At 72.3% G+C, this 26,552-nt stretch carries 24 protein-coding genes; 14 read left to right on the top strand and 10 right to left on the bottom strand.

Annotated features, from left to right (window positions below; genetic code table 11):
* Nucleotides 1–80: 80 nt before the first annotated feature.
* The 5 genes from VT50_RS11870 to VT50_RS11885 form a co-directional block, all read right to left on the bottom strand.
* Nucleotides 81–1,265: an MAB_1171c family putative transporter gene (locus tag VT50_RS11870; RefSeq protein WP_046089955.1), complete on the bottom strand. Its 1,185-nt coding sequence runs from the start codon at nt 1,263–1,265 to the stop codon at nt 81–83.
* Entirely contained in the window at nt 1,258–1,968 is a 711-nt protein-coding gene (locus VT50_RS11875; RefSeq protein ID WP_053048811.1) for an ImmA/IrrE family metallo-endopeptidase, read from the bottom strand. Before VT50_RS11875 ends, VT50_RS11870 begins: the two co-directional genes overlap by 8 nt.
* Complete coding sequence (locus VT50_RS11880; protein WP_046089947.1) at nt 1,955–2,482, bottom strand: helix-turn-helix domain-containing protein; 528 nt, start codon at nt 2,480–2,482, stop codon at nt 1,955–1,957. The genes VT50_RS11875 and VT50_RS11880 overlap by 14 nt, the downstream gene beginning before the upstream one ends.
* 279 nt (nt 2,483–2,761) lie before the next feature.
* The gene (locus VT50_RS39575; protein WP_020866352.1) at nt 2,762–2,932 is read right to left on the bottom strand and encodes a hypothetical protein; all 171 of its coding nucleotides are present in this window, start codon (nt 2,930–2,932) and stop codon (nt 2,762–2,764) included.
* 181 nt (nt 2,933–3,113) lie between these two features.
* Entirely contained in the window at nt 3,114–3,329 is a 216-nt protein-coding gene (locus VT50_RS11885; protein ID WP_046089948.1) for an aromatic-ring hydroxylase C-terminal domain-containing protein, read from the bottom strand.
* Nucleotides 3,330–3,458: 129 nt separating this feature from the next.
* Here VT50_RS11885 and VT50_RS11890 point away from each other — a divergent pair, with 129 nt between their 5' ends.
* Together VT50_RS11890 and VT50_RS11895 are read left to right on the top strand one after the other, a co-directional pair.
* Nucleotides 3,459–5,018 carry a bifunctional phosphatase PAP2/diacylglycerol kinase family protein gene (locus VT50_RS11890; protein ID WP_046089949.1) on the top strand — a complete coding sequence of 520 codons (1,560 nt, stop codon included), beginning with the start codon at nt 3,459–3,461 and terminating at the stop codon, nt 5,016–5,018.
* Nucleotides 5,019–5,115: 97 nt separating this feature from the next.
* Nucleotides 5,116–6,279 (top strand): DMT family transporter, encoded by a 1,164-nt coding sequence (locus VT50_RS11895; protein WP_046089950.1) that lies wholly within the window; start codon nt 5,116–5,118, stop codon nt 6,277–6,279.
* 665 nt (nt 6,280–6,944) lie between these two features.
* On the opposite strand, the gene VT50_RS11900 is transcribed toward VT50_RS11895, so the two are convergent.
* Nucleotides 6,945–7,829, bottom strand: coding sequence for an NAD(P)-dependent oxidoreductase (locus VT50_RS11900; RefSeq protein WP_079343824.1), 885 nt, complete (start codon nt 7,827–7,829; stop codon nt 6,945–6,947).
* Between the two features lie 144 nt (nt 7,830–7,973).
* Between VT50_RS11900 and VT50_RS11905 the strand changes: the two genes are divergently transcribed.
* Both VT50_RS11905 and VT50_RS11910 read left to right on the top strand, forming a co-directional pair.
* Nucleotides 7,974–8,309, top strand: coding sequence for a winged helix-turn-helix transcriptional regulator (locus VT50_RS11905; protein ID WP_046085934.1), 336 nt, complete (start codon nt 7,974–7,976; stop codon nt 8,307–8,309).
* Nucleotides 8,310–8,406: 97 nt separating this feature from the next.
* Nucleotides 8,407–9,747 carry an MFS transporter gene (locus tag VT50_RS11910; protein ID WP_046085933.1) on the top strand — a complete coding sequence of 447 codons (1,341 nt, stop codon included), beginning with the start codon at nt 8,407–8,409 and terminating at the stop codon, nt 9,745–9,747.
* A gap of 24 nt (nt 9,748–9,771) precedes the next feature.
* On the opposite strand, the gene VT50_RS11915 is transcribed toward VT50_RS11910, so the two are convergent.
* Nucleotides 9,772–10,239 carry an ATP-binding protein gene (locus tag VT50_RS11915; RefSeq protein ID WP_046085932.1) on the bottom strand — a complete coding sequence of 156 codons (468 nt, stop codon included), beginning with the start codon at nt 10,237–10,239 and terminating at the stop codon, nt 9,772–9,774.
* A 225-nt stretch (nt 10,240–10,464) separates the two neighbouring features.
* Between VT50_RS11915 and VT50_RS11920 the strand changes: the two genes are divergently transcribed.
* The 3 genes from VT50_RS11920 to VT50_RS11930 are packed head-to-tail and all read left to right on the top strand — an operon-like array spanning nt 10,465 to nt 12,436.
* The gene (locus tag VT50_RS11920) at nt 10,465–11,322 is read left to right on the top strand and encodes a helix-turn-helix domain-containing protein (RefSeq protein WP_046085931.1); all 858 of its coding nucleotides are present in this window, start codon (nt 10,465–10,467) and stop codon (nt 11,320–11,322) included.
* A 29-nt stretch (nt 11,323–11,351) separates the two neighbouring features.
* Nucleotides 11,352–11,621, top strand: coding sequence for a DUF397 domain-containing protein (locus tag VT50_RS11925; protein ID WP_078840691.1), 270 nt, complete (start codon nt 11,352–11,354; stop codon nt 11,619–11,621).
* Complete coding sequence (locus tag VT50_RS11930; RefSeq protein WP_046085929.1) at nt 11,618–12,436, top strand: SAM-dependent methyltransferase; 819 nt, start codon at nt 11,618–11,620, stop codon at nt 12,434–12,436. Before VT50_RS11925 ends, VT50_RS11930 begins: the two co-directional genes overlap by 4 nt.
* 246 nt (nt 12,437–12,682) lie before the next feature.
* Here the strand turns inward: VT50_RS11930 and VT50_RS11935 are convergent, their stop codons facing one another.
* Both VT50_RS11935 and VT50_RS11940 read right to left on the bottom strand, forming a co-directional pair.
* Entirely contained in the window at nt 12,683–14,095 is a 1,413-nt protein-coding gene (locus tag VT50_RS11935; RefSeq protein WP_046085928.1) for a sensor histidine kinase, read from the bottom strand.
* The gene (locus tag VT50_RS11940; RefSeq protein WP_046085927.1) at nt 14,095–14,799 is read right to left on the bottom strand and encodes a response regulator transcription factor; all 705 of its coding nucleotides are present in this window, start codon (nt 14,797–14,799) and stop codon (nt 14,095–14,097) included. The genes VT50_RS11935 and VT50_RS11940 overlap by 1 nt, the downstream gene beginning before the upstream one ends.
* Nucleotides 14,800–14,975: 176 nt before the next feature.
* Between VT50_RS11940 and VT50_RS11945 the strand changes: the two genes are divergently transcribed.
* Nucleotides 14,976–16,238: a glycosyltransferase family 4 protein gene (locus VT50_RS11945; RefSeq protein WP_046085926.1), complete on the top strand. Its 1,263-nt coding sequence runs from the start codon at nt 14,976–14,978 to the stop codon at nt 16,236–16,238.
* Nucleotides 16,239–16,263: 25 nt separating this feature from the next.
* On the opposite strand, the gene VT50_RS11950 is transcribed toward VT50_RS11945, so the two are convergent.
* A complete protein-coding gene (locus VT50_RS11950) occupies nt 16,264–17,742 on the bottom strand; it encodes an SDR family oxidoreductase (RefSeq protein ID WP_046085925.1) in 1,479 nt (492 codons plus the stop codon).
* A 211-nt stretch (nt 17,743–17,953) separates the two neighbouring features.
* Here VT50_RS11950 and VT50_RS11955 point away from each other — a divergent pair, with 211 nt between their 5' ends.
* The 6 genes from VT50_RS11955 (at nt 17,954) to VT50_RS11980 (ending at nt 26,533) form a co-directional block, all read left to right on the top strand.
* Entirely contained in the window at nt 17,954–19,033 is a 1,080-nt protein-coding gene (locus tag VT50_RS11955) for a PQQ-dependent sugar dehydrogenase (protein ID WP_046085924.1), read from the top strand.
* A 145-nt stretch (nt 19,034–19,178) separates the two neighbouring features.
* Nucleotides 19,179–20,537 (top strand): glutamine synthetase, encoded by a 1,359-nt coding sequence (locus tag VT50_RS11960; RefSeq protein ID WP_046085923.1) that lies wholly within the window; start codon nt 19,179–19,181, stop codon nt 20,535–20,537.
* Between the two features lie 3 nt (nt 20,538–20,540).
* Nucleotides 20,541–21,710: an amidohydrolase family protein gene (locus VT50_RS11965; RefSeq protein WP_046085922.1), complete on the top strand. Its 1,170-nt coding sequence runs from the start codon at nt 20,541–20,543 to the stop codon at nt 21,708–21,710.
* Between the two features lie 277 nt (nt 21,711–21,987).
* Complete coding sequence (locus VT50_RS11970; protein WP_046085921.1) at nt 21,988–22,779, top strand: SDR family NAD(P)-dependent oxidoreductase; 792 nt, start codon at nt 21,988–21,990, stop codon at nt 22,777–22,779.
* Nucleotides 22,780–22,978: 199 nt separating this feature from the next.
* Nucleotides 22,979–25,384 carry a GH92 family glycosyl hydrolase gene (locus tag VT50_RS11975; protein WP_046085920.1) on the top strand — a complete coding sequence of 802 codons (2,406 nt, stop codon included), beginning with the start codon at nt 22,979–22,981 and terminating at the stop codon, nt 25,382–25,384.
* Between the two features lie 84 nt (nt 25,385–25,468).
* Entirely contained in the window at nt 25,469–26,533 is a 1,065-nt protein-coding gene (locus tag VT50_RS11980; RefSeq protein WP_046085919.1) for a zinc-dependent alcohol dehydrogenase family protein, read from the top strand.
* The last annotated feature ends 19 nt before the right edge of the window (nt 26,534–26,552 follow it).

Below are 26,552 nucleotides of genomic sequence, written 5' to 3' on the forward strand. Positions count from 1 at the left end.
GACTGAATCTCCCCGGCGCCGCCTGCGCCACGGGCGGCCCCGACCCCCGTCCAGGGCCACCTCGTCTGTGATCCCCCCGCTCACCGCCGCTGGGCGGCGGTCTCCTCCCTCAGTTCCAGCAGCACCTCGTCCACCAGCGGCAGGTGGTAGACGTCGGCGACGCGGGCCAGATGCTCGTGCTCCTCCACCAGTTCGGCCCCCGTCGCCACCACCACGCTGTCCGCCGCGGGCTCCGGCACATGTCCGTTCGCTTGGTTCAGCAAACCGCGTCTGAGGGCCACTGCTTCCACTACGGCAGCAAGTTGCCAATCGTCGAGTCGCGCCGCGCCGCCCTTGACATGCGCGATCTCCAGCACGCGGGCCTCCACATGGCGCCGTACGCCGCGCTGGACGTCCCGGATCTCCGCCATCTGACGGTTGGCCCGCCACTCCAGATCCGCGAACGGCCACCAGCCGGTCCAGCGGGACTGCCCCATGGACACCTCGGGGGCCCGCTCGGTGACCTCCCGCCACAGCGGCCGCAGCCTGCGGAAGCGGCGCCACGCGGAGGCCCTGGGCCCCACGGCCGGGATGGCGAAACCGGCCAGCACCAGGAGCGCCGCGACCGACGCGGTCAGCGGGGCCACGCCATTGGAGAGCCAGTACAGCTCATGGCCCGCCCAGGAGAAGACAAAACCGATCAGCTTGCAGCCGCAGTACGCCAGCCCCAGCCAGCATCCGGCGGCCAGCACCCGCAGCCCCCGGGCCAGCCATGAGCCGCCCAGGCTGGCGGCATAGCGCGGGCACAGCACGCCGAGCCCCGCCAGACCGGCTCCGAAAATGGCCAGATACAGCACCAGGAAGAGGACCACTCCGGGGGCGTCGGCGTAGGCGGTGCTGAAGTCGCGGGGGTGCTCCACGGTGTCCGGACGGCCCACCGCGAAGCCGACGATGGCCACGGCCCACACCACGGCGACGGCGGCGACCACCGCGCGGGGCGGCACCGCGGAGCCCGTCCAGCGCAGCAGCAGCACCAGGGCGCCGGTGGCGAACACCACGACGGAGGAGTAGAGGAAGACCATGGCGAGATTGGCGACGCCCACCAGCCCGTCGAACCAGCGGTAGACGCTGGGCGCGGAGAGCAGGAACACATTCGCCACGGCCGCGGTCATCACGCACGCCAGACCGAGATCGGCGTTGGCGCGGTCGCGGAACCACGCCCGGGCCTTGTAACCGGCCATTCCCCAGGCGGCGGCGCCGAAGCACAGATAGACGACGTCAAACACCGGTGTCACCGCCCGGCTCACCGCGCACACCATCGGCACGGTCGGCGCCTACGCCATCGGCACGGTCACTGCGTGCGCCACCGGCACGGTCGGCCCCGTCGGTGCGCACATGGCGCAGCGCCGGGCCGAGCGCCGCCGCGAGTTCGGCCGCCCGGCCCCGGAGCGGCAGCCCGTGGTCCGGCGAGGTCGGCACCACACGCTCCATCAGGAGGGTGCCCAGCACCTCGGTCTCGCGCTCGGTGAGGTTGTCATAGCAGTGGTGGCGGGCGAAGTCCGGGGTCATCCCCAGCCGGCGCATCGCGGTGGTCACGTCGACCGACGGCGTCCACATCCGCAGCGCGTCCTCGGTGACCGCCGGGTCCTGCTCGTGTCCGAGCAGCAGATGGCCGATTTCATGCAGCACGATATGGATCTGGTGCCAGGGGGACGTCCTGAGCTCGTAGAAGATCCAGTAGTCCTCGTCGGTGGAGGCGGTCATGCCCGAGACCACACCGCCCAGGCTCATCGGCACCAGATGGACGGGGCGTCCGACGCGGCGGGCCACGAGGTCGCACAGACCGGGCAGGTCGGTCGAGGCGGGCAGCCCGAGCTCCTTGATGAGCTGCTTGCACCGCCGCCGTATCCGGCCCACTCGCATGCCTGTACCACCCTCGTTTCCGCTCCGCCGCCAGGAGGAGAACAGTTCCGGGTCATCGACGGCCATTCGTCGCCTCGCCGTCCGGACCGCCCGAACCGTCCGCCTCGCCTGCGCCGTTCGTACCGGGCGGCTCGAGCGGAAGGTTCATCTGCTGCCGGAACTGGGAGATGATCGTGGTGAGACTGTCCTGGACCTCTGGCGGGAGGCCCACGGAGCGCAGCGCGATGCTGCGGACCCGCTTGTCGCGCATGGCGACGAGGAACCGTACCTCCTCCTCGACCCGCTCCGCCTGCGAAGGCGACAGATCGCCCAGCAGATAACCGACGGGCACGGCGAAGAACTTGGCGAGCGCCCGCAGCACATCCGGGCTGGGGTTGGTGCGCCTGCCGTTGCGCAGCATCGACAGATACTGCTCGGTCAGGCTCACCCCGCCGTACTCCGCGCCACCGCTGATCTCCTCGGCGACATGCGCGTTGGTGTACGGCGCGCCCGGCGGGTGCATGGTGGTGAACAGGTAGTTGAGCCGGTCCGCCAGCGGGCTGCCGGCCGCGTCCGGTGACCTGTCGGCACCCGCTGCCATCTGCGCCCCCTCACGGCTGCTCCCGGGCTCGCACACCCTCACGGTTGGTTAAGGCGGACGATGCCGCACAAGGCATCCTGCCATGTGCCACGCGGGGCACACCAGCCCGGTCCCGTGTCGCGCGGGTGGAGGACTTAACTACCAGTTGGTAGCCGAGCCGAAAAGGTGATCCGTTGGGCGAGGGAGGCGAACGGCCCACGGCCGGGATGTCCGCTTGTTGCCAGCGGCCACGGCCGGGAACCGGTGTCCTCCCTCGCGCTCAGCGCGTGCGCCGGGCCGTCAGTCCACGCTCTGGAGGATGTGCGGCTCGGCGAGGTCGTCCTCGTAACCGGCGAGTCGGATCGGCGCGGAACGCGCCCATACCTCCAGACTGCCCACCTCGGCGGCCTGCACGAACCGCCCGCTGTTATCGGCGCGCGCGTCGTCGCTCTGCGTTTGTTCGGGGGTCACCGCACACTCCCTCGTGTCGGCTGAACCGGATCTGTCGTCAGATTAACCAGCGCCCGAACGCTTCGCGCGTCGATTCTCAGGTAGTGGACAACGTGCCGCCGCCGGGACCGCGTTCCCCGCCCGGTGGCCGCGCGCGGCCATCCGTGGTGAGCTGGTTCGTACGAGACCCACCGAACTCGTCTCACTGGGTGGACAGCGCGGTATTCCAGGCGACATGGCCGTCGGGGCGCACCGGGACCGTCCGCCGCCCCGCCCAGCCGTCATGGGTGGTGACCGGGCGCGCGGTCACGGTGCGTAGCCGGTCCGCACTCCCCGCGATCGCCTCGGCTGTGGCGAGGGCGTCGGCCCGGTTCGCGTCCCGCGCCGCCCTCCGGGACGTACGGGCGCGTACGCGCATGACGGGTGCGTTGACGGGTGCGTTCCGGGCGTGTGACCCGCGCACTTCCGGGTTGCGGGCCGCCCCGGCCGGGCCCCGGCCGCCGACGGATCACGACTGCCGACCGCGGTTCCGGGATACCCATCACGCATGAGACGCATCAGTGACTTCGACCGACGGCTGTTCGCGCGGGTCGCGGACAGCCGGCTGCGCGGTGCCCATCCGCTGCTGCCGCGGCTCAGCCGGGCCGCCGACCACGGCAGGCTGTGGTTCGGCACCGCCGGGGTGCTCGCCACAGTCGGCGGCCGCACCGCGCGGCGGGCCGCGCTGCGCGGGATGGGCTCGCTCGCCGCCGCCTCGCTCGTGTCGAACGTCGTGGTCAAGTGGACCGTGGAACGCAAGCGTCCGGTCCTGGACGCGGTCCCCCTGATGCGCCGGCTGCGCCGGCAGCCGTGGACCAGCTCCTTCCCCTCCGGACACTCGGCCTCCGCCGCCGCCTTCGCCACCGGCGTGGCCCTGGAGTCCTCGCGGTACGGCCTGCTGGTCGCCCCGCTCGCCGCCGCCGTCGCCGTCTCCCGGGTGTACGTGGGCGTCCACTACCCCAGCGATGTGCTGGCCGGTGTCGCACTCGGCGCCGGGGCCGCCGCGCTGACCTGCCGCTACTGGCCGCCGCGCCCCGAGGCCCCGGCACAGGCCCGGCCGCGGATCTCGGCGCCCGCCCTGCCCAAGGGCGACGGTCTGGTCGTCATGGTCAACCAGCGGGCGGGTGCGGGAACCCCCACCGGCGCGTTCACGGTCGCCGAGCAGCTGCAGGTGCTGCTGCCCGCGGCGGAGATCGTGGAGTGCGGGCCCGACGACGACTTCATGGACCTGCTCCGGCAGGCCGCCCAGCGCGCCGCCGAGCGGGCCGGGGCGCTGGGCATCTGCGGCGGGGACGGCAGCGTCAACGCGGCCGCCACGCTCGCGGCCGAACGCGGCCTGCCGCTCGCCGTGTTCCCCGGCGGCACCCTCGACCACTTCGCGCTGGACCTCGGCGTACCGGCCTTCGAGGACACCGCGCACGCCGTGACCGAGGGCGACGCGGTGGCCGTGGACCTCGGCCGCGCCACGCCCCTCGCCGGAGGCGGCGAGACCAGCCACTTCGTCAACACCTTCAGCCTCGGCTTCTACCCGGAGCTGGTGCGGATCCGGGAGGGCCTTCAGGGGCGGCTCGGCAAGTGGCCCGCCGCCGCCGTCGCGCTCACCCGGGTGCTGCGCACCGCGAAACCCATGGAGGTCGAGGTCAACGGGCGGCCCCGGCGGCTGTGGATGCTGTTCGCGGGCAACAGCGTCTACTCCCCGGAGGGGTTCGCGCCCACCTACCGCCAGCAGCTCGACGACGGGCTGCTCGATGTGCGGGTGATCGACGGCGAGGAGCGACTGGCCCGCACCCGGCTGCTGATCGCGGCGCTCACCGGCACGCTCGGGCGGTCACATGTCTATACGACGCGGCGCATGCGCCAACTGCGGCTGTCGGGCCTCCACGGCGTGGACAGCCGTGCCTACGATGGAGAGGTGGCCGCCGACCCCGCGGAGAAGCTGCTCATCGACAAGTGGCCGGGGGCGCTCACCGTCTACCGCCCCGCCGAGCCGCAGAACGAGTTGATCCAGCGGGCCCGTACGGCCGCCGCGAAGGCACCCCATTGGTGGAGGGCCCTACTACGCAAGTAGTACTCACAAGTCTGTGCTCAAGGACGACGACGCGGACGCGTCCCACCGTCAAGGATGAGGGCATGGACGAAGACCGATCGGCCCAGGGGGCCGCGACGTGACCTCACTCGCGCTGTCTGTGCTGCTGGCCCTGGCCTCGGCGGTCTGCTACGCCGCCGGAGCCATACTCCAGGAGCATGTCGCGGCCACGACGCCGCGCCTCGCGTCCGCACCGCTGCGGCGCGGGACTTGGTGGACCGCGGTGACCCTCAACGGGGCGGGCGCGGTCCTCCATGTGATCGCCCTGGCCTACGGCCCGCTGAGCGTGGTGCAACCCCTTGGGGCTCTCACCATCGTCTTCGCCCTGCCGATGGCGGCCCTGTTCGTCCGCCGCCGGGTCGGCGCGTCCGGCTGGCGGGGCGCGCTGCTGGCCACCGTGGGGCTCGCCGGGCTGCTCTCGCTGACCGGCTCCTCGCGCGCCCAGGCGCTGGCCGAGCGGGACGGCTTCTGGCTGATCGTGATCACGGTCTCCGTCATCGCCGTGCTAATCGGGGCGGCCCGTCTGATGCGGTCGCCCGGGATCCGCAGTGTGCTGCTGGCTGCGGGCGCGGGGACGGCCTTCGGCGTCTCGTCCGTGGTCACCAAGAACGTGGCCGTGGAGTGGACTTGGGACGCATGGCAGGACGCGCTGCCCGGCCTTGCCACGATCGGGCTGCTGGCCTCGGGCGGGGTGCTGCTGTCCCAGGCGTCGTACCGGGGCGCCGGGCTGGCCTCGCCGCTGGCGACGGCGACCGTGGTCAACCCCGTGGTCGCCACCGCCGTCGGCGTCGCCGCGCTGGGCGAGCACTTCCGGCACGGGGCGCCCGGCACGCTGCTCGCTCTGGTGGCGGCCCTCGTCGCGAGCACCGGGCTGGTGATGCTGACGGTGTACAACGCCGAAGCGGAGGCGGCTGCCAAGGACGCCGAGGCCGAGGCGGCGGTCGCAGTCACGGTCGCGGTCGTCGAGGAGCGGGGTGCCCCCGGGCAGGATGGGCGCGATGCCGCAGGTGGAGCAGGTGGAGCAGGTGGAGTCGGCGGGCCGGAGGTTCCGGAGGGGCCCGGCGGGCCCGGCCCGCACGCGGTGCCGGTCGGCCCCGATGTGCCCGCCGAGCCCGGTCCCTCGCTACGGCTCCCCCACCCGATCCCGCGCCAGCCCACCAGCGACCCGGACCCCGACCCCCACCACCTGTCCGGCCCGCGCCTGCCCGACTGCGGCGAGGCCGTCCTTCAACACCACGCCTAGGGGTCACCGGACGGCTCGTGGCGCCTGCGGCGGGCTGTTTCCCCTCCCCGCCCCTTCCCGAAACCGGGGCGGAGCCCCAGCCCCCATGCCCAGCGGAGCCTGGGCCTCCGCCCCGGACCCCGGGATTCGGGACCCGGGGCTCCGCCCCACACCCCCGGGGCGGGGGCCTGGAGTTCCCGCCCCACTCTGGAGTTCCGCCCCACTCAGGGGGCAACGGGGCCCGGGGATCCGCCCCGCAGCTCCGTCAGCCCGCCCCTCCCGGGAGGCACCCCCGGAGGGGGCGGGATGCCGGGTGCTCCGCCCCGCACCCCGGGGTTCGGGAGCCTTGGGCTCCGTAACAGACCCCGGAGTTCGGGGGCCTGGAGCGTCGCCCCCACGCCCCGGGGTTCGGGGGCCTGGCGTCCGCCCCCACATCTCGGCACCCAGCAACCCGCCCCACACCCCGGGGCGGGGGCCCGGAGATTCGCCCCGCAGCTTCATCCCAGTCGGAGGCACCCCGGGGGGCGAGACGCCGGGTGCTCCGGCCCGGCACCCAGCAACCCGCCCCACACCCCGGGGTCCTCGGGCCCGGAGATCCGCCCCCACATCCAGGGGCCCAGGGCCTGCCCCTATGCCCCGGGGCCGGGGCGGGCCCTGGGGGCGTCGGGCGTCGGGCGTCGGGGGCACTAGGTCGTTTCGGGGCGGGCGCCGGTGAGCAGTTCCACCAGGCCCGAAAGGCCCTCGTGGCCGTGGCCGTCCGCGGCTCGGCGGGCCATGAGGTGGCCGATGGGGGCGATGAGTTCGGGGCTGATGCCCTGGTCCCGTGCGGAGTCGGTGAAGTTGGCGAACGCGGCCGACTGCATGGCGAGGTTGGAGACCACCCCGGTGGTGTGGTCTCCGGAGTCGATCTGTCGCGCATAGCCGTCCACCGCCCCGGACATGGCGGTCAGCCAGCGCCCCACCAGGGGGGCGACATCGGCCGCCGCCACACCGTCCGACCGTACGAGGGCGTAGGCGTGCAGCACGCCGGAGAACATCCCGTACATGGCGCTGAGCAGGGCGATGTCATACAGCGGGGCGCGGCCGGGGTCCTCGCCGAGGTGGTGGCTCTCGCCGAAGAGGTCCAGCACCGCCCGGTGGTCCGCGAAGGCGGCGGGCGAGCCGCTGTAGAGGAGGAAGGCGGCGGGGGTTCCGATCATCGGCGGGACGGCCATGATGCCGCCGTCGAGGTACTGGGCACCGTGTCCGGCCGCCCATGCGGCCAGCTCACGGGCCTGCCGCGGAGTGCCGTTGGTGAGGTTGACGACGGTCTTGCCGGACAGGGCGTCCCCGAAGGGGGCCAGCACCTGCCGTACGGAGTCGTAGTCGAGCAGGCAGACCACCACCAGGGGGCTCGCCGCGACGGCCGCACCGGCCGTCGCGGCGGGCCTCGCGCCCTCGGTGGTGAGCGCCCGGGCCTTGGCCGCCGTACGGTTCCACACCGTCGTCCGGTGTCCGGCCCGCAGAAGGGCGCGGGCCAGGGCGGTGCCCATGTCGCCGAGGCCCAGCACCGTCACGGGGGATTCGCTCATGTCGGTTGCTCCAGGGGTTTCGATACCGCTTGGTCGTAGGGGTCCGGCGCGCCGATCTCAGGCTCGTTCCCCGGCGGTAGTGTGGGCAAGTACGCACTATTTAGTGGGTACTTACCTCGATGTCAGTGGGGGCGGGCGGGGGTTTTGGGAAAGCAGCCTTATGTCTGCGGCCTGGACGCGGCCGTGGATGTGATCGACGGAAAGTGGAAAGTCCTGATCATTTGGGCGCTCAATCACCAACGGTGCCGTTTCGGGGAATTACGGCGGATGGTTCCGGGCGTGACCGAAAAGGTACTGACCCAGCAGCTGCGGGAGTTGGAGGCGGACGGAATCGTCCACCGGGAGAGCTACGACACAAAGCCGCCGAAGGTGGAGTATTCGCTCACCGAGCTGGGCGACGAGCTGAATAGGGCGCTGGGCCCGCTCGGCGCGTGGGGCAAGCGGCGGATGGCGGCGCTGGCGGAGGCGGGGCGGGGCTGACGTCCGGGCGGTTGCGGCCCCCGCTGCGGAAACCCTTTTCCAACCGGCCCTCCGCGGGGTAGGGGTGTGGAGATCACCCCGCTCACTTGGAGGCCCCGTGACCGACAGCGCTCCCCGGAGCCAGCCACGCACCCCCTGGCGAGCCGTGTTCGGCGGCTCGATCGGGAATCTCGTCGAGTGGTACGACTGGTTCGTCTACGCCAGTTTCGCCACCTACTTCGCCGGAGCCTTCTTCCCCAAGGGCAACGACACGGCACAGCTCCTCAACACCGCCGGGATCTTCGCGGTGGGCTTCTTCATGCGTCCCGTGGGCGGCTGGCTGCTGGGCCGGTTCGCGGACCGGCGCGGCCGCAAGGCGGCGCTCACCCTGACGGTGACGCTGATGTCGGCCAGCGCGCTGCTCATCGCCATCGCCCCGACCTATGACCAGGTCGGCTACTTCGGCGCGTTCGTACTGCTGGTGGCGCGGCTGCTGCAGGGCCTGTCGGTGGGCGGTGAGTACGCGGCCAGCGCCACCTATCTCACCGAGGCGTCCCGGCCCGGTGGCCGCGGCTTCGTCTCCAGCTTCCAGTACGTGTCGATGACGATGGGTCAGCTGATCGGTCTCGGTCTGCAGATCCTGCTGCAGCACACCATGTCCGATGACGCGCTGCACTCCTACGGCTGGCGCATCCCGTTCGTCGTCGGCGCCGTGGGCGCGGCCGTGGTCTTCTGGCTGCGGCGCAATCTGCTGGAGACCGAGGTCTACGCGGAGGAGGACGCCCGCCAGGACCAGAAGCGGGGGACGATCGCCGAGCTGCTGCGCCACCGCAAGGAGGCGGCGCTGGTCATCGCGCTGACCATGGGCGGCACGGTCGCGTACTACACGTACACCACCTATCTCACCAAGTACCTGTCGAACACGGCCGGGATGAGCAAGTCCGACGCCTCGCTGGTGAGCTTCTGCGCCCTGTTCCTGTTCATGCTGTTGCAGCCGCTGGCCGGATCGCTCTCGGACCGGATCGGGCGCCGACCGCTGCTGATCACCTTCGGCATCGGCTCGATGCTCGGCACCGTCCCCATCATGACCGCGCTCTCGCACGCCGACAGCTTCGCCGGGGCGCTGCTGCTCTCGCTCGCGGCGCTGGTCATCGTCACCGGCTACACCTCGATCAACGCCGTGGTGAAGGCGGAGCTGTTTCCCACCCATGTCCGGGCGCTCGGGGTGGCCCTGCCGTACGCGCTGGCCAACGCGCTGTTCGGCGGCACCGCCGAGTACGTGGCGCTGTGGTTCAAGAAGGGCGGTGTGGAGTCCGGGTACTACTGGTACGTCTCGGCGTGTGCCGCGGTCTCGCTCATCGTCTACCTCACCATGCGGGAGACCCGGGACACCGCCCTCTCCCGGAGCGGCGCCGATGGCCCGGCCGCCCCGGGGAAGCAGCGGACAACGGCGGTGTGACGGGCCGGGGGACCGGTCCCGGCGTCAGCGGCCCGCGGCCACGCCCATCTGGGCCCAGACCACCCGTCCGCCGTTACCGCCCGGCCGGTCCCCCCACGCGTCGGCCAGGGCGCGGACCAGCGCGAGTCCGCGTCCGCACTCATCCTCCAGACCGGCCTCCCGCGGTGTGGGGACCGCCGGTCCGCCGCCCTGGTCGGCGACCTCGACATAGAGCATCCGCCGCTCATGGGCGCGCAGCAGACAGAGGATCTGCTCGCTCCCGGTGTGCACCAGGGCATTGGTGAACAGCTCGGACATCACCAGTTCCGCGGCCTCGCAGAGATCCTCCGTGAAGCCCCACTCGGGCGCCCGGGACCGCACCCGGTGCCGGGCGATCGCGACCGAGGCGCCTCTGGCGGGCAGCTGGAACCTCTCCTGACACAGGGCGGAGTCAACGCTCCCGGAGCTCGGGTGGTGGGCCATCGTCGAGCGCTGACGCAATGCCACGGCCATGAGCCTTCCGTCCGTCCTACCTGTGGGGGCGTGAGTGCCGTACGTGAATGCCGCAACTGCGCGACACAGCAGCCACGTTGGACTGGTCACACCCGTCACTATCGTGGCTGCGAGCATCAGTTGGCAAGGCGCGATCTGCAAAATGCAGAATAGCTAGAGCACTCTGTTGCCCCCACCTCGTACATGGCACACTGATCCTGACAAGACCGTCCCAGGAGGTACGACGTGGGTGAAGCGCGATCTGCCCCGACCGTCGGGCAGATGGTCCTCGGCATGCGGCTGAGGGACCTTCGCGAAAAAGCCGGCGTCAATTACGACCAGGCTGCCAGGGCGCTGCACGTCAACCAGACCACGGTGCGCAGGATGGAGAAGGCCGAAGTCGGCCTGAAACTCCCCTATGTGGAGAAGCTGCTGCAGACCTACGGCGCCGAGCAGCAGGAGATCGACTCCTTCCTCTCACTCGCCGAGGAGGCCAACCGGCCCGGCTGGTGGCACCGGTTCCGCGATGTGCTGCCGGACTGGTTCAGCCTCTATGTGAGCCTCGAGGGCGCGGCCAGTCGGATCCGCGCCTATGAGCCGCACTTCATACCCGGACTGCTGCAGACCGAGGACTACGCCCGCGCGCTGCTCTCCATCGGCTTCCCGCACGGGTCCGACCGGGAGCTCGAGCGCCGCGTGGCGCTGCGGATGGAGCGCCAGGAGCTGCTCACCCGCCCGGACGCACCGCATCTGTGGGTCGTGATGGACGAGACGGTGCTCCGTCTGTCCATCGGCGGTCCCGCGGTGATGCGCGCCCAGGTCGACCGTCTGATCGAGGCGGTGCAACGACCGAACATCACCCTTCAGGTGGTGCCGTTCTCCGCCGGCCCTCATCCGGGTATGGGCGGACCCTTCCAGCTCTTCCGGTTCCAGATCCCGGAACTGCCGGACATCGTCTATGCCGAGGGCCTGACCGGCGCCGGCTATCTCGACCAACGTTCCGATGTGGTCGCCTATCTGGAAGCCCTGGACCGCATGGGCACCCAGGCCACACCGGCGCGGCGGACGGAGAACTTTCTCCGTGGGATTCGCAAGGAGCTCTGACTGTGGATCAGGAACATGTGTACAACGGCATGCCCGCCAAACATCTGGGAACCGAAGGCTGGGCCAAGCCCTGGAGCGGACCCAACGGGGGCGCGTGCCTGGAGGTCATGCGGCTGAACGACGGGCGGGTGGCCCTGCGTCAGTCGACCGATCCGGAGGGCCCCGCCCTGATCTACACCCACCACGAAATCGAGAAGTTCATCCAGGGCGCCAAGGCCGGCGCCGCGGATTTCCTGCTCACACGCCCAGAAAACCTGACCACCTCGGCGGGTTCCGCACCGGAACGGAGGGCCGCGTGACCGACAACGGGCTCGCCCCTGACCAGATCGACACCACCAAGCCGCACCCGGCTCGGATGTACGACTTCTACCTCAACGGCAAGGACCACTACGAGGTCGACGCGGAAGCCGCCGGGCGGGTATTGGAGGTCTATCCGACGGTCCGGCTCAACGCCACCGTCAACCGGGCCTTCATCCACCGCGCCACCCGCTGGCTGGCCCGGGAGGCCGGGGTCCGGCAGTTCCTGGACATCGGCACCGGCATACCCACCGAGCCCAACCTCCACCAGGTGGCCCAGTCGGTCACCCCGGACGCCCGGGTGGTCTACACCGACTACGACCCCATCGTGCTGGCCTATGCCCAGGCGCTGCTCGTCGGCACCCCCGAGGGCCGTACGGCCTATGTGCAGTCGGATGTGCGCGATCCCCAGCGGATCATGAACGCCCCCGAGCTGCATGAGACGCTGGACCTGGACCAGCCGGTGGCGATCTCCGTGAACGCGCTCTTCCACTTCATTCCGGAGGAGGACAAGCCGTACGAGATCATCCGCGAGCTGATGGCGCCGCTGGTGCCGGGCAGCTATCTGATGCTGACCCACTCCACGCATGACTTCTCCGAGGAGACCTGGCGGAACGTCATCCGGGTCTACAAGGAGAGCGGGATCTCCTTCACCACCCGCTCCCAGCGCGAGGTCGGGGCCTTCTTCGACGGTATGGAACTGATCGAGCCGGGTGTGTCGGAGCCCCACCACTGGAATCCGGAGCCGGGGGACCGGCCGGAGGACATCCGCAGCGCGGACATCAACATGTGGGCGGGAGTGGCCCGCAAGTCGTAACGCCTGCGGCGGACATGCGGCTCCGCCGCGTGCTGGGCTCCGCCCCATCTCGGGGGCGGACGGCCCGGCCGTCCGCTGCGTCGGCGCCCCGCGCAGGTCTCCACGGCGGCGGCGGTCGACGCGTCGGGCCCCGGGGTCCAGGGGCGGAGCCCCTGGTATCGGGAAGGGGCGGGTAGGGGAAAGAACCCCCGGGCGCCCCCGTAGCCGCAGCGGCACCCATGGCAGCCGGGACCTCGTGGCGCGGTGTTACGGCGCATCCGTGGTGTCGGCGACCGTGAAGCCCAGTACCGCGCCTCCGCCCGGGCGCGGCCGGGCGAAGACGGTGCCGCCGTGGGCGAGGGCGACCTCGCGCACGATGGCCAGACCCAGCCCGGAGCCGGGCAGGCTGCGGGCGCCCGGCGCACGGTAGAAGCGGTCGAAGACCCGCTCGCGGTCCTCCTCGGCGATACCCGGGCCCCGGTCAAGGACCTCCACCCGGCGGCCCTTGACCACCACCTCGACGGGTTCGGTGCCGCCCTGGTCGAACTTGGCGGCGTTCTCCACCAGATTGGAGACCGCGCGCTGCAGGGTGCCCGGGTGGCCCGTCAGCCGGGTGTCGCCCTCGGCCCGTACGGTGATCTCGCGGCCGGTCCGGCGCCGGGCGAGGGTCACGGCGGTGGTGGCGACCTCCGCCAGCGAGACCTCCGTACGGGGTTCGTCGTCCCGCTGCCCGGCCGCCAGGTCCACCAGTTCGTTGACGAGATCGGTCAGCTCCCGGGTCTCCCCCGCCAGATCGGCCAGCAGGTCCTCGCGCGCGGGCCCCGGCAGCTCCTCGAAGCGGCGCAGCAGGGAGATGTTGGTGCGCAGCGAGGTGAGCGGGGTGCGCAGCTCGTGCCCGGCGTCCTGGACCAGCCGCCGCTGGTCGTCCTTGGAGCGCGCGAGCTGTCCGAGCATGCCGTCGAAGGCCCGCCCGAGGCGGCCCACCTCGTCGTCCCCGGCGACCGGCACCGCCACCTCCATCCGGCCGGTGGCGGCCACGCTCTCGGCGACCCGGGTCAGCCGGACCAGCCGCCGGGTGATCCGCCCGGCCAGCCACCAGCCGGCCAGCCCGGCGGCCAGGATGACGGCGACCACGAACAGCGCGGTGCGCTTCTGGAGCTCCCGCAGCAGATCCTCGGTGTCGCTGACCTGCTGGGCCACCTGGATCGCGCCGGTGCCGTCGCCCATGGCGACCGTGGCCATCCGGTACTGCTCCCCGCCGATGCCGATCTCGCGCCGTACGACGGCGCCCGGGGTGCGGGAGGCGGCGGTCGTCCGGTCGTCCCCGGCCACCGGCAGCGGGGGCTTGCCCGCGTCCAAGACCGTGCCCCGGCCGTTGATCACCTGGACGTCCATCCGGCTGATCCGGCGCAGATCGTCCCGCAGGTCGTACGGGACGGGCACGGCGGACTCCGAGGGGTACTGCCGCAGGACCACCTTCTCGCTGCGGACCTCGCCGCGCAGATCGCTGATGACGTCGTCGAACGCCGTCTGCTGGTCCACCCGCACCAGCCCCGCCGCCGCGTCATAGCTGAGCCCGCCGACCAGGAGGGTGACCACGGTGGCCGCCGCCGAGAACGAGAGCGCGAAGGTGGTCCGCAGACTGGGGCGGCCACGGCGGATCGGGAGGTTCCGCACCATCACTCCTCCCGCAGGGAGTATCCGACCCCGCGCACCGTGTGGATCAGCGGGGCGCGCCCCTCCGGATCGACCTTGCGGCGCAGATAGCCGATGTAGACGGCGAGGTTCTTGGAGCCGGGGCCGAAGTCATAGCCCCAGATGCGGGCGTAGATGGTGGTGTGGTCCAGGACGATGCCCGCGTTGCGGGCCAGCAGCTCCAGCAGGTCGAATTCGGTGCGGGTCAGCTCCAGCTCCGTGCCGCCGCGCCAGACCCGCCGGGCCGAGGAGTCCAGGCGCAGATCGGCGACCTCCAGCACCCCGTCGATGGCGGTGTCCTCCGGCGCGGCCGGTTCGGCGGGGGCGGCGCGGCGCAGCAGCGCGCGCAGCCGGGCGAAGACCTCCTCGACCTCGAAGGGCTTGGCCACATAGTCGTCCGCGCCGGCGTCCAGGCCCTCGATCCGGTCGGCGGTCTCGACCCGCGCGGTGAGCATGAGGATGGGGGTGCGGTCCCCCTCGGCACGCAGCACCCGGCACACCTGGAGCCCGTCCACGCCCGGCATCATCACGTCCAGCACGATCACGTCCGGGCGCTCGCGGTGGATGGCCGCCAGCGCCTCGATCCCGTCGGGTACGGCGGTGACGCGGTACCCCTCCAGGGTCAGGGCGCGTTCCAGCGCCTGGCGGATGGCACGGTCGTCCTCGGCGAGCAGCACGGTGTTGGTCACCCCCCGAGTCTGCCAAGGTCACGGCGGCGCCCGCCGGGGGGCGGGGGTCCTGAGCGGTGCTTCTTACCCCGCTCTCACCTTCTTCACGCGGTGGGCTTACCGGACCTCGACAGGGTGTCGAAGAGCTTCCGGGGGAAACTCGCCCCGGGGACGCCCCCGGCCGGAGAAAACACCGCATGAAGATCGCATTCCTGCTGCACAACGCCTACGGGATCGGCGGAACGATCCGGACGACCATGAACCTCGCGACGGCGCTCGCCGACCGCCATGAGGTCGAGATCGTCTCGATGATGCGGCACCGCGAGACGCCGCGCTTCGCCCTCGACCCGAGAGTGCGGCTGGTCCCCCTGGTGGACACGCGTCCGGAGAGCGCGGACGCGAAGGACCCGCTGTTCTCCGAGGCCAGCCGGGACTTCCCGGCCGCCGAGAAGCGGATCAACCAGTACAGCCGGCTGATGGACACGCGGGCCGCGGAGTATCTGCGCGGCTGCGACGCCGATGTGGTCGTCGGCACCCGGCCGGGGGTGAATGTCTACATCTCCCGCTTCGCCCCGCGCCGTGCCCTGCGCATCGCCCAGGAGCACCTGCGGTACGAGGCGCACGGCAAGAAGCTGCGGGCGGAACTGGCCCCGTTCTACCGGGCGCTGGACGCCGTGGTCACCACGACGGAGGCGGACGCCGCGGTCTACCGCAGGAAGATGCCGATGCCGGGGGTGCGGACGCTGGCGATACCCAACAGCGTCCCCGAGCCCGATGTCGCCCCCTCCGAGGGCACCGAGCCGGTGATCGCGGCGGCCGGGCGGCTGGTCCGCGGCAAGCGCTTCGACCTGCTGATCGACGCCTTCGCGGAGATATCGGTGAAGTTCCCGGCCTGGCGGCTGCGGATCTACGGCGGGGGCGCGGAGAAGGAGCGGCTCAGGGAGCGGATCGAGCGGCTGGGACTGTCCGGGAACGCGCAGCTGATGGGGTCCCGCTCCCCCATCGAGGCGGAGTTCGCCAAGGCGTCGCTGGTCGCGGTCGCCTCGGACGCCGAGTCGTTCGGGATGACGATCGTGGAGGCCATGCGGTGCGGGGTGCCGGTGGTGAGCACCGACTGCCCGCTCGGGCCCGCCGAGATCATCAAGGACGGGGTCACCGGACGGCTCGTTCCCACCGGGGACAAGCACGCCCTGGCGAGGGCCCTGATGGAGCTGATGGGCGATGTCCCGGCCCGGCGGGCGATGGGCGTGGCCGCCCTGGAGCACTCCCGGATCTATGACCCCGAGCCGATCGCCCGGCGCTACGACCAGCTCTTCGAGGAGCTGCGGGCGAGCCGGTCCGCCCGCCTCTGGGAGCGCTACCGCACCGCCGCCCGCGCCCGCCTGCGGCGGCTGGCCCGCCGCTTCGGCCTCGCGCCCGCCCGCCGCACCCCGGCGACGGGCCACGAGGCGAGCGCGTGAGCCGCATACCGAGCGGGGCGCGGCGCTACCAGGACGTCGGGGCGTAGTCCTTCAGGAAGCAGCCGAACAGGTCCTCGCCGCGCTCGCCCCGGACGATCGGGTCGTAGACCCGCGCCGCGCCGTCCACCAGGTCGAGGGGGGCGTGGAAGCCCTCGGCGGCCAGCCGTGTCTTCTCCGGGTGCGGGCGCTCGTCGGTGATCCATCCGGTGTCGACGCTCGTCATCAGGATGGCGTCGGACTCGAACATCTCGCGTGCGCTGGTGCGGGTCAGCATGTTCAGCGCGGCCTTGGCCATATTGGTGTGCGGATGGCCCGCGCCCTTGTAGCCCCGGCCGAACTTGCCCTCCATCGCGGAGACGTTGACCACGTACTTGCGCCGGGCGGGCGAGGCGGCCATCGCCGGGCGCAACCGGCTCACCAGGATGAACGGCGCCGTCTCATTGCACAGCTGGACCTCGAGCATCTCGATCGGGTCCACCTCGTGGACCCGCTGCACCCAGGTGTTGCTCGGGTCCAGGTCCGGCACCAGACCGCCGGCGTCGATCGCGGTCCCGGCCTCGATCCGGGCCGGTGAGGCGGAGCCGCTGGTGAGGGCCAGCGCGGTGAGGTCCTGCGGGGTGAGGGCGCCGTCCCGGGGCGCGCGGGGCGCAGGGAGGGCCGCCTGGGCGCCGCTGCCGAAGGCGCCGAGTACCACGGTCTCGGGGAGCTCCCCGGTGGGGAGCGGCGCCGACTCGCCCGTTATCAGCTCCGCGTACGCCTGGGGGGTGCGGCGGACGGTCTGGGCGGCGTTGTTGATCAGTATGTCCAGCGGGCCCGCGGCACTCACCGCGTCGGCCAGCGCGATCACCTGGGCGGGGTCGCGCAGATCGATGCCGACGACCTTGAGCCGGTGCAGCCACTCCCCGCTGTCCGGCATGGCCTTGAAGCGGCGGATGGCGTCGGCCGGGAAGCGGGTGGTGACGGTGGTGTGCGCGCCGTCGCGCAGCAGCCGCAGCGCGATATACATGCCGATCTTCGCCCGGCCGCCGGTGAGCAGGGCACGGCGCCCGGTGAGGTCGGTGCGGGCGTCGCGGCGGGCCCGGTTCTCGGCGGCGCAGCCGCGGCACAGCTGGTGGTAGAAGGCGTCGACCTCGACATACCGGGTCTTGCAGACGTAGCAGGAGCGCGGGCGCTCCAGGATGCCCGCGATCTCCGTGGTGACGGAGCTGGTGAGCGCGCGGCCCAGCGTCTCGTCGTCGATCCGGTCGGCGGCGCCGGTGGCGGTGGCCTCGGTCACCGCCCTGTCGTTCGCGGTCTTCGCGGCCCGCCGTTCCTGGCGCCTGCGCTGCTTCACACTGCGGTAGATCCCCGAGGTGGCCCGGCGGACCATGATCGCGTCGGGGTGGTCGACCGGCAGCCGGTCGAGTTCCGCGAGGACGCTCAGACAGGTCGCCAGCCGCTCCGGGTCGATGCCCGGCTCCTCGGCCGGGGCGTGCTCGGCCCGGCCTTCGTCAGTCACCGTCATCGCCGCTGCCGCTTTCTTGGTTCGTCTGTTCCCCCTGGACAACGGCGAAACTTTACGGAAGCGGGGGCGTATGCGCCAAACCGCGCCCGGCCCCGCCCTCCGGCTCCTGCCCTCCGCGGCGCACTGGCTCCTCCTGTCGCAACTGTTGACGCATTAGGAAACCTTCCTTACAGTTCCCCGCATCTGAACGGGGATCAGACAGGAGAACGCGATGAAGAGGTACCGGAACACCGCCGCCCTGGCGGCCGCCACCGCACTCGCCGCCGGACTGCTGATCGGGACGGCCGGGACCGGAACCGCCGCCCCCGGCCGGGCCGATTCGGTTCCCTCGGACATCACGACCGTCTCGTCCGGCTGGACCATCCCCTGGGGGCTCAGCTGGCTGCCCGACGGCTCGGCGCTGATCACCGAGCGCGACTCGTTCAAGCTGTACGAGCTCACCCAGTCGGGCACCAGGACCGAGATCGGCACGGTGCCCAATGTGGTGACCACGGATGGTGAGGGCGGACTGCTGGGCATCGCGGTCTCCCCGGACTGGAACACCGACCACGCCATCTATCTGATGCACACCGCGTCCGACGGCAACCGGATCGCCCGGATGACCTACGACGGCTCCTCGCTCGGCGGCTACAAGGCGCTCGTCACCGGCATCAAGAAGAACACGTACCACAACGGCGGACGCCTCAAGTTCGGCCCGGACGGCTATCTCTACGCCACCACCGGGGAGGCCCAGACGCCCGATCTCGCCCAGGACAAGAACTCCCTCAACGGGAAGATCCTCCGGATGACCACGGACGGCGAACCGGCCCCCGGCAATCCGTTCGGCACCCTCGTCTACTCCTACGGCCACCGCAATCCGCAGGGCATCACCTGGGACCCGCAGGGCCGGCTGTGGGAGGCCGAGTTCGGCAACAACCAGTACGACGAGCTCAACCTGATCGAACCGGGCAAGAACTACGGCTGGCCGATCTGCGAGGGCGAGTGCTCCACCGCGGGGATGACCGGCCCCAAGCGCCAGTGGCCGACCGGCGACGCCTCGCCCAGCGGGGTCACCTACGCCGACGGCGCGATGTACTTGGCGGCACTGCGCGGTGAGCGGCTGTGGCGGATCCCGGTGGACGGGACGAGCGCGGGCACCCCGGAGGCGTACTACACCAGCTCCTACGGGCGGCTGCGCACCGTGGAGACCGTGCCCGGCAAGAACACGCTGTGGCTGTCCACGACGAACGCGGACAACAACGGCGGGGAGCCGGACGGGGCGGACAAGGTGTTCCAGGTCGAGTTGGAGTAGCGCCCCCGCGGGCGCGGCCGGCCGTGTCAACCTCCGAACGGCATAAGCCACCGTCACACCCCGTATGCGATCGGGACAACCCGTCACCAAAAGACCGCCCACAGGCAATAGTCTCGGCCTACAGGACATGGCTGAGGAGGCGCCCATGGGGACCGGGGATCGCGAGCAGACATACGCACGGGCCCGGCAGGAGGCCGAACGGCTCACCGCGAACGGCGTCCGGGCCATCGCGCTGACCTGGGTGGACAACGCGGGTCTGACTCGGGTGAAGTCCGTGCCCACCGCGCGGCTGCCCCATGCCGCGCGGCGCGGGGTCGGGATGTCCCCCGTCTTCGACGTCTATCTCGTGGACGACTCCATGACCGCCAGCCGCCACGTCGGCGGCCCGGACGGGGATCTGCGGCTCCTCCCCGATCTGGACCGGCTCACCCCGCTGGCCGCGCAGCCCGGCTGGGCCTGGGCCCCGGTCGACCGGTACGACCAGCGGGGCCTGGAGCACCCCGTCTGCCAGCGGCGGTTCGCCCGGCGGATGGCCGAGCGGGCGCGGGAGCGGGGGCTGACCGTGCGCATGGGGTTCGAGACCGAGTGGGTCGTCACCACGGGCGACCCGGACCAGGACCCGCCGCGGTACCCCACCGCGGGCCCCGCGTACGGCATGGCGCGGGTGGTCGACCTCACCGACTACCTCGCCGACCTGCTCGGCGCGCTGGACGCGCAGCGGGCCGAGGTGCACCAGCTCCACCCCGAGTACTCCCCCGGGCAGTTCGAGGTGTCCCTGGCCCCCGCCGACCCGGTCGGCGCCGCCGATCTGGCCGTACTGGTGCGGGAGACGATCCGGGCGTGCTCCGGGCGCGCCGGGCTCAACCCGATGTTCGGCCCGGTGGTGGACCCGGACGGGGTGGGCAACGGCGCCCATCTCCATCTGAGCCTGTGGCAGGGGGGCCGCAATCTGTGCCGGGAGGGCGACGGGCCCCACGGCATGACCGCGACGGCCGAGGCGTTCCTCGCCGGGGTGCTGCGGGAGCTGCCCGCCCTGCTCGCCATCGGCGCCCCCACCCCCGCGAGCTACCTGCGGCTCGAGCCCTCCCGCTGGGCCGGGGCGTACCAGTGCTGGGGCCTGGAGAACCGGGAGGCCGCGGTGCGGTTCATCACCGGCGCGCCGGACGACCCGGCCGCCGCCAACGCCGAGGTCAAGTCCTTCGACCCGGCGGCCAACCCCTACTTGGTGGCGGGCGCGGTCATCGCCGCGGGCCTCGGCGGGATGGACTCCGGGCTCTCCCTGCCCGCACCCGTCTCCGGGGACCCGGCCGTCGAGGGACGCGAGCGGCGGCTGCCCACCTCGCTGCTGACGGCGCTCGAGCACTTCGAGGACTCGACCGTACTGCGCGAGGCGCTGGGCGATCCGCTCTTCGAGTCCATCGCCGCGGTGCGCCGGGCGGAGTCCGCCCTGTTCGAGAAGGCGTCCCCGCGCGAGATCGCGATCGCGACCCGGAGGCGGTACTGAACGATGTCGTCCGCCGAGCAGACGGATCCGACCGAGCCGCCGCTGCCGCCCCTGGTGGACCACCACTGCCACGGGGTGGCCCGCTCCGAGCTGGGCCCGGCCGCGTTCGAGGCGTTCCTGACCGAATCCGACGCGCCCGCCGCGCTCGGCACCACCTTCTTCGACAGCCAGCTGGGGTTCGCGGTGCGCCGCTGGTGTCCGCCGCTGCTCGACCTCGAACCGCGCTGCCCGCCCGCTCCCTACCTCGCCCGGCGGCGCGAACTGGGCGCGCGGGAGGTGACCCGGCGGCTGCTGGGCGCCGCCGGGATCGGCGAGTTCCTGGTGGACACCGGGCTGCCGGGCAATCTGACCACCCCTCAGGAGCTGGCCCTCGCGGCGGGCGGCACGGCGCATGAGATCGTCCGTCTCGAGCAGCTGGCGGAGCGGATCGCGGACACCTCGCTGACCGCCGACGACTTCCTGGCGGGGGTGGCGGACGGGATCCGGGAGGCGGCCCGTACGGCGGCCGGTTTCAAATCGGTGGCCGCCTACCGCTACGGCCTGGACTTCGAGCCCGATCCGCCGGGCCCAGGCGCCGTCCACACCGCCGCCGCACACTGGCTCGCCCGGCGCGCCCAGGGCGGCACCGCCGCCGCCCGGGTCAGCGATCCGGTGCTGCTGCGCCATCTGCTGTGGTCGGCGGCGTACACCGGGCTGCCGCTGCAACTGCACACCGGGTTCGGCGATCCCGATCTGCGGCTGGACCGCTGCGATCCGCTCGCCCTCACCGACTTCATCCGCGCGGTGCGCCCCACGGGCTGCACGCTGATCCTGCTGCACGGCTATCCGTACCACCGCGGCGCCGCCTATCTGGCCGCCGTCTTCCCGCATGTGTACGCCGATGTGGGGCTGGCCCTGTCGCACACCGGGGCACGGGCCGGGGCCGTACTCGCCGAGATGCTGGAGCTCGCCCCGTTCGGCAAGGTGCTCTTCTCGACCGACGCCTACGGTCTGCCCGAACTGTATGTGGTGGGGGCGCGGCTCTTCCGGGAGGCGCTGACCGGACTGCTGACCCACTGGGTGGCGGAGGGCGCCTGGTCCCGCCGCGACGCCCGCCGGGTGGCCGCCCTGCTGGCCGCGGACAACGCCCGCCGCGTCTACGGTTTGGGCACCCCGGCCCCGAGGCCCACCTGAGCGGCCTGCCAGCCCTCGGCCGGGAGGGCAACGGGCAGCCGCCCCCGCGAGTAGGGGCTCAGCTGCCAAGGCCCACTTCACGGCCCCCGTCCCGCGACCGGACCGCTCAGCGCCACAGCCGACCGGGACGCCGAGGCGCGCGCCCGGACGGGCGGGGGCGCCTGATGCCCAGCAGCCGAGGGGCCGCGTGCGCGGCGGATCGGGGTCCGTGCCCGGCGCGGGGCGGATACGAAGTACCGTGCCCGGAACGTACTCGACCGTAACCGGAGGAGATCGCATGCGGATCGCCGGCACGACCGTCCTGCTCACCGGGGCCACCGGCGGCATCGGCCAGACCCTGGCCAGCGCGTTCGCGGCCAAGGGTGCCAAGCTGCTGCTCACCGGACGCCGTGCGGAGGTGCTGCGGCCGCTGGCCGAGCGGCTGGGCGGCCGGGCGATCGTCGCCGATCTGGCCGAACGGTCCGATGTGGAACGGCTCGTCGAGGAGGCGGCGGACGCCCGGATCCTCATCGCCAACGCCGCGCTGCCCGCCAGCGGCCCGGTCCTGGACTACCGGCCCGAGGAGCTGGACCGCGCCCTCGATGTCAACCTGCGCGTGCCGATCCTGATGTCCCGGCTGATGGTCCCGCGCATGGTGGAGGCGGGCTCCGGCCACCTGGTGATGATCGGCTCGCTGTCGGGCCGTACGGCCTCCCCCGGTGCGGCGCTCTACAACGCCGCCAAGTTCGGGCTGCGCGGCTTCGCCCTCGGGCTGCGGCAGGACCTGCACGGCACGGGGGTCGGGGTCTCGCTGGTGCAGCCCGGATTCGTGGGTGACGCCGGGATGTTCGCCGACGCGGGGTCGTCCCTCCCCACCGGGGTCCGCACGGTCCCCTCCCGGCGGGTGGCCGCCGCGACGATCCGGGCGATCGAGCGGAACCGGGCCGAGGTGAACGTGGCACCGCTGGAGCTGCGCCTGGGCAGCGCCATCGGCGGCCTGTTCCCGAGCATCGCCGAGCGGGCCCAGCGCGGCGCGAGCGCCAGCGAGACGTCCCGTCAACTCGCCAACGGACAACGCGACAAGCGATAGCGCGGTGACGCGCCCACCGCTCTCGGGCACCGGGGCCGCGGTACCTGCCCGCCCCGCGCGGCCAGCGCCCGCGCGCACGCGGTGCCATGGGACCTGCCCGGCCACGGGCCGCCCGTGCACGGGCCATTGACACCACCCAGCCCCCGTGCCAAAGTTTCGCGACCCTGGTGGACAACGTTGTCAGACGGAGGTGGGTCCCATGCGGTCGCTGATCGGTGGAATCCGGGCGCGCGCTGCGGGCACGGTCGCGGGCGTGATGGCGGCGGCGCTGCTGGGCAGCGGTCTGCTGGGGCCGCCCGGCGCGGTGGCCGCCGCCTCGGCCGCAGCCCCTCCGGCCGACCCCACCTCGCTGGTCCATCCCTTCGTGGGCACCGAGAACTTCGGCAACACCTTCCCCGGTGCGAGCGCCCCGTTCGGCATGGTCCAGGTCAGCCCGGACACCGGCGGCCAGGGCGGCTACGACTACGACCAGAACGCCATCCACGGCTTCAGCCAGACCCATCTGTCCGGGGTGGGCTGCGGAGTGGCGGGCGAGCTGCCCATCATGCCGACGACCGGCGCGGTCAGCGATGTCGACCCGGACCACTACCGCTCCACCTACAGCCATGACGACGAGGAGGCCACCCCGGGCTACTACCGGGTGGGGCTGAAGTCCTACGGCATCGACGCCGAGCTGACCGCCACTCAGCGCACCGGCTGGCAGCGCTACACCTTCCCGGCCACCGGCGCGGCCAATGTGCTGTTCAACACCGGCAAGGCCAATCAGAAGGTCTTCGGCTCCGGGGTCCGCGTGGTCGGCGACCGTACCGTCGAGGGCACGGTGGAGGCCGGGAACTTCTGCGCCGGGAAGGACCGGCACACCGTCTACTTCACCGCCACCTTCGACCGCCCCTTCGCCTCGTACGGCACCTGGCGCGGCACCACCCCCACCCCCGGTTCCCGCGAGGCCGCCGGAGAGGGCGGCAACGGCGCCTGGGCCACCTTCGACGCGAGCCGGGACCGGGACGTGGTGGTCAAGGTCGGGCTGTCGTACACCGGCCCCGAGGGCGCGCGGAAGAACCTCGCGGCGGAGACCGGGGACTCCTACGACTTCGACGCCACCCGCACCGCACTCCACGACACCTGGCGGAAGAAGCTGGAGGCGATCCGGGTCGGCGGCGGCACCGAGGAGCGGCAGCGGGCGTTCTACACCGCGCTGTACCACGCCCAGCTGCACCCCAATGTGGCGGGCGACGTGGACGGCCGCTACACCGGTTTCGACGGCGCGACCCACACCGCCTCCGGCTACACCCCGTACCAGAACTTCTCGCTGTGGGACACCTACCGGCCGCAGAACCAGCTGCTGGAGCTGGTGGAGCCTGGGGTGGCCCGCGATGTCGCGCTCTCGGTGGTCGCCATCGGCCGGGACGGCGGCTGGCTGCCGCGCTGGGCGCTGGCCAACAGCGAGACCAACATCATGACGGGTGACCCGGTGACCCCCTTCCTCGTCGAGGCGTGGTCCAAGGGCCTGCTGGCCGGGCACGAGGACGAGGCGTACGCGCTGCTGAAGAAGAACGCCACCAGCACCCCGCCCGCCGACTCGCCCTACAACGGCCGCTCCGGAGTGGACTACTACCGCGAGCTGGGCTACGTCCCCTCGGGGCTGGAGCTCGGCACCGACTGCGCCGACAAGGGCGGCGACAACGACTGTGTCCACCCCGCCTCGGCCACCCTGGAGTACTCCGCCGCGGACTCCGCGCTCGCCCTGATGGCGCGCGGGCTCGGACACCGCGCCGACGCCCGGATGTTCGCCGGGCGCGGGCAGACGTACCGCACGCTGTGGGACGCCTCGATCGGGCAGTTCCGGCCGCGCACGGCCGACGGCGCGTGGGTGACGCCGTACGACCCGGTGGAGGCGGGCCGGCAGTTCCACGAGGGCGGCGCCTACCAGTACCAGTGGCTGGTGCCGCAGGACCCGGCCGGGCTGGTGCGGCTGATGGGCGGCCGGAGCGCGACCGAGAAGCGCCTTGACGACTTCTTCGCCTACGGCAAGCTGCTCACCGATCCGGCGGGCACCGCCCGTGCGGACTGGATCTCCGCCCCCTACGACTACTACGGCAAGCCCACCTACAACCCCAACAACGAACCCGATCTGCACGCCCCGTACATGTATCTGTGGGCGGGCGCGCCCGCGAAGGCGGCGACCGTGGTGCGGGCCGCGATGACCCTGTTCACCACCGGGCCGGACGGGATGACCGGCAATGACGACCTCGGCACCATGTCCGCCTGGTACGTCTTCTCCTCGCTGGGCCTGTACCCGACGATGAGTGGCGGGGACTTCCTCGCCCTGTCCAGCCCGCAGTTCTCCTCGGCCGTGGTCCGTATCGGGCACTACGGCACCCGGCAGGGCGGCACCCTCACGGTCACCGCGCCGGGCGCGAGCGACGCCAAGCGGTATGTCCGGAGTGTCGCGCTCAACGGGCGTCATGTGGCGCGGACTTGGCTGGACTGGGACCAGGTGGCCCACGGCGGACGGCTGGCCCACCGGCTGTCCACCGAGCCGTCGTCGTGGGGCACCGGGCGGGGCGCCGAACCGCCCTCGGTGGGCGCCCTCCGCAAGGGCTGATACCGGCCGGTTGTGGTGTAGGTTCTATGGCCCGCCTGGACACACGGGTCATGGGGGATGTGGTCGAGCGAGGGAGCGGTGTCCATGCGTGCTGTGCTGTTCGACGAGTTCGGGCGCCGGCCCGAGGTCCGGAGCGTCGAGGACCCCGCTCCCTCCCCGCGCGGCGCGGTGATCCGCGTCGAGGCCACCGGACTGTGCCGCAGCGACTGGCACGGCTGGATGGGGCACGACCCGGACATCCGGCTGCCGCACATCCCCGGCCATGAGCTGGCGGGGGTGATCGAGGAGGTCGGCCCCGACGTACTCAACTGGCGCCCGGGGCAGCGGGTCACCGTGCCGTTCGTCTGCGCCTGTGGGCGCTGCGCCGCCTGTGCGGAGGGCGCCCAACAGGTGTGCGAGCGGCAGACCCAGCCGGGGTTCACCCACTGGGGCTCGTTCGCCGAGTACGTGGCGATCGAGAACGCCGATGTGAACCTGGTCGGGATCCGCAACGAGCTGTCGTTCACCACCGCCGCCGGTCTGGGCTGCCGCTTCGCGACCGCCTTCCGCGCCGTCGTCGCCCAGGGCCGGGTGGCGCCGGGCGAGTGGGTCGCGGTGCACGGCTGCGGCGGGGTGGGGCTGTCCGCGGTGATGATCGCCGCCGCGGCCGGGGCCCGGGTGGCGGCGGTGGACATCTCGCCGGAGGCGCTGGCCCTGGCGGAACGGTTCGGCGCGGCCGTGTGCGTGGACGTGGCGTCCACCCTGGGCTCGGTGGCGGAGGCGGTCGCGGACGCGACGGGCGGCGGCGCCCATGTCTCGCTGGACGCGCTGGGCTCCCCGCGGACCTGCGCGGCGTCCATCAAGAGCCTGCGCCGCCACGGCCGCCATGTGCAGGTCGGACTGCTGCCCCCGGCCGCCGGGACCCCGATGATCCCGATGGACCGGGTCATCGCGCTGGAGCTGCGGCTACTGGGCAGCCATGGCATGGCCGCGCACGACTACGGCCCGATGATGGAGATGGTCGAGGCCGGTTCGCTGCGGCCGGATCTGCTGGTCACCGATGTCATCGGGCTGGACGCGGCCCCGGAGGCGCTGTCCGCGATGGCCTCCGGGGGCAGGGGCGGGGTCACGGTCATCGAACCCCACCGCCCGCCCCGGGCCGGGGGCTGAGGGGCCGCCCCGGACAGGG

The sequence above is a fragment of the Streptomyces antioxidans genome (assembly GCF_000968685.2).
GTDB classification, from domain to species: Bacteria; Actinomycetota; Actinomycetes; order Streptomycetales; family Streptomycetaceae; genus Streptomyces; species Streptomyces antioxidans.